This window comes from Rhizobacter sp. P2_D12 (assembly GCF_056404395.1).
The window spans coordinates 1-2,821 of sequence record NZ_JBFUEB010000238.1 but is presented as its reverse complement, the minus strand read 5'-3'; the positions used below and the strand labels follow the sequence as shown (position 1 = coordinate 2,821).

The window sequence follows — 2,821 nt, the reverse complement described above, 5'->3', positions numbered from 1 at the left end:
GCGGCCGGCGGCTGGCAGCGCGTGCACGGCCCGCTGCGGGCCGGCGCGGCCGGCAGCCTGTGGTTCGCCTGGCCCTGCGGCCTGCTGCAATCGGCCTGGGTGATGGCGGCGCTGGCCGACGGCCCGCTCGCCGGCGCATCGGTGATGGCGGCGTTCGCGCTTGCCTCCTCGGTCGGCCTGTGGGCCGGGCCCTGGCTGTGGTCGCGCTGGGGCGGCGMGCGGCTGTCGCAGCGCGGGCTGCGCACCTCGGTGYGCGCGGCCGGCGCCTGCCTGGCCGTGGCATCCGGCTGGTCGCTCGCGCGCGGGCTGTGGCCGGCGGTGTCGGCGTGGTGTGCCGGATGAGGCGGCGGCGGCTTGATGCCGCTCAAACCCGCCGGCCGACGCCGCGGGTTCAATGAAGCATTGCAGCCCACCCACCCCGCCATGTCGTCGTCTTCCCCTCCCCAGGCCTTCATCGTCGGCGGCGGCATCGCCGCGCTGTCCACCGCCGTGCTGCTGATCCGCGACGGCGGCTGGCGCGGCAACGACATCCACATGATCGAGGAGTTGCCGGTGTCCGGTGGCGCGCTCGACGGCAGCGGCGATGCACAGCACGGCTTCGTGACGCGCGGCGGGCGCATGTGGACCGACGAGGCCTACGTCTGCCTGTGGGACCTGCTCGACGGCATCCCGACGCTCGACGGCAGCGGCGACAGCGTGCGCAGCCAGGTGAAGCGCTTCAACGACGAGGTGCGCACCGACGCGCATGCGCGCCTGATCGACCGCGAGCACCGCATCCTCGACGCGGCGCGGCTCGGCTTCGACCTGCACGACCGCGCCGAGATCCTGCGCCTGCTGGTCACGCCCGAGCGCCTGCTGGGCGCGCGCCGCATCGACGATTGCTTCTCGGCGCACTTCTTCGGCACGCATTTCTGGGCGATGTGGCGCACCACCTTCGCGTTCCAGGAATGGCACAGCGCGGTCGAGCTGAAGCGCTACATGCTGCGCTTCCTGCAGGAGTTCCCGCGCATCCACACGCTGGCCGGCGTGCGCCGCACGCGGCTGAACCAGTACGAGTCGGTGGCGCGGCCGATCGAGCACTGGCTGCGCGAGCGCGGCGTGCGCATCGAGCACGGTGCGCGCATCGACGACGTGGCGCTGGCGGCGCACCAGGGCGGGCAGCGCGTCGCGGCGCTGCACGGGCGGCGCCACGGCGAGCCGTTCAGCCTGGTGGTCGGGCCCGACGACCTGGTGTTCATGACGCTGGGTTCGATGACGGCCGACTCGCGTTGCGGCGACCACGAGCACCCGGCCGAGCTGGTGCGCGACCGGCGCGACGGCGCGTGGACGCTGTGGCAGAACCTGGCGGCGAAGCTGCCGAACCTGGGCCGCCCCGAGGTGTTCTGCGGGCGCGTCGACGAGAGCAAGTGGCTGTCGTTCAGCATCACGCTGCGCAACCCCGCGCTGGTCAAGCGCATCGAGGAGCTGAGCGGCAACGCGCCCGGCACCGGCGCGCTGATGAGCTTCAAGGACTCGGCCTGGCTGATGTCCATCGTCGTGCCGCATGCGCCGCATTTCGCGGGGCAGCCCGAGGGCACGTGGACGATCTGGGGCTACGGCCTGTTCGTCGACCGGCCGGGCGACTACGTGAACAAGCCGATGGCCGAGTGCAGCGGCCGCGAGATCCTGACCGAGCTGGTGCGCCAGCTCAACTTCACCGACATCCTCGACCAGCTGTGCCAGACCAGCACCGTGGTGCCGGTGATGATGCCGTACATCACCAGCGAGTTCGAGCCGCGCGCGCCCGGCGACCGGCCCGAGGTGCTGCCGCGCGGCACGTGCAACCTGGCGCTGCTCGGCCAGTACGTCGAGATCCCGGAGGACGTGGTGTTCACCGTCGAGTACTCGGTGCGCGGCGCGATGCACGCGGTCTACGGGCTGCTCGGCATCGAGCGCGAGATCCCGCCGGTGTGGCATGCGATCGCCGACCCGGCGACGGCGTTCGCCGCGCTGAAGACGCTGGCGGCCTGATGGTGCCGGCGCGAACCGGCCTCAGTGCCGGTACAGCGTGTCGATCCCGGCCGCGAAATGCGCCAGCAGGTTGTGCCGCTTCAGCTTCAGCGTCGGCGTCACCAGGCTGTTCTCCACCGTCCATGGCGCGAGCGTCAGCCACACGGCGCGCGGCACGCCGTGGCGCGGGACGTGCGCCACCTGCGCGGCGATGCGCGCCAGTGCCGCCTGCCGCACCGCCGGCAGCGCCAGGCTGTCGGGGCGCTGAGGGTCCACCCCCAATGAACGCGCCAGCGCCTCCCAGCGGCGCGGCTCCAGCACCGCCACCGCGGCGATGAACGGCCGGTTCTCGCCCAGCACGAAGACCTGGCTGAACAGCGGGTCGGCGGCAATCGCAAGTTCCAGGTCGGCCGGCGCGATCTTCTCGCCGGTCGACGTGACGATGATTTCCTTCAGGCGGCCGAGGATGCGCACCCGGCCGTCGGTGCCGATCGCCGCCTGGTCGCCGGTGCGCAGCCAGCCGTCGGGCGTGAAGGCGCGCGCCGTGTCCTGCGGCCGCTTCCAGTAGCCCTTCATCACGTTCGGCCCGCGCACCTGCAGCTCCTGCTGCTCGCCCAGCCGCAACTCGACGCCTTGCAGCGCCGTGCCCACCGTCGCCGGGTCGTTGTGCCGCGGCGTGTTGGCCGCCACCACCGGCGAGGTCTCCGTCATCCCGTAGCCCTGCAGCACCGGCACGCCCAGCCCGAGGAAGCAGCGCGCGACGGTCGCCGACAGGGGCGCGCCGCCGCTGACGGCCACGCGCACGCGCCCGCCGAAGGCGGCCCGCAGCGGG

General features: G+C 73.0%; 3 protein-coding genes. 2 read left to right on the top strand and 1 reads right to left on the bottom strand.

The window, feature by feature from the left end:
* Both AC1DYN_RS32020 and AC1DYN_RS32015 read left to right on the top strand, forming a co-directional pair.
* A partial coding sequence (locus AC1DYN_RS32020; RefSeq protein ID WP_477966758.1) for an urease accessory protein UreH domain-containing protein occupies positions 1-342 on the top strand: 342 nt, incomplete at its 5' end.
* Between the two features lie 81 nt (positions 343-423).
* Positions 424-2,010 (top strand): oleate hydratase, encoded by a 1,587-nt coding sequence (locus AC1DYN_RS32015; RefSeq protein WP_477966756.1) that lies wholly within the window; start codon positions 424-426, stop codon positions 2,008-2,010.
* A gap of 21 nt (positions 2,011-2,031) precedes the next feature.
* Here the strand turns inward: AC1DYN_RS32015 and AC1DYN_RS32010 are convergent.
* A partial coding sequence (locus AC1DYN_RS32010; RefSeq protein WP_477966754.1) for an AMP-binding protein occupies positions 2,032-2,821 on the bottom strand: 790 nt, incomplete at its 5' end.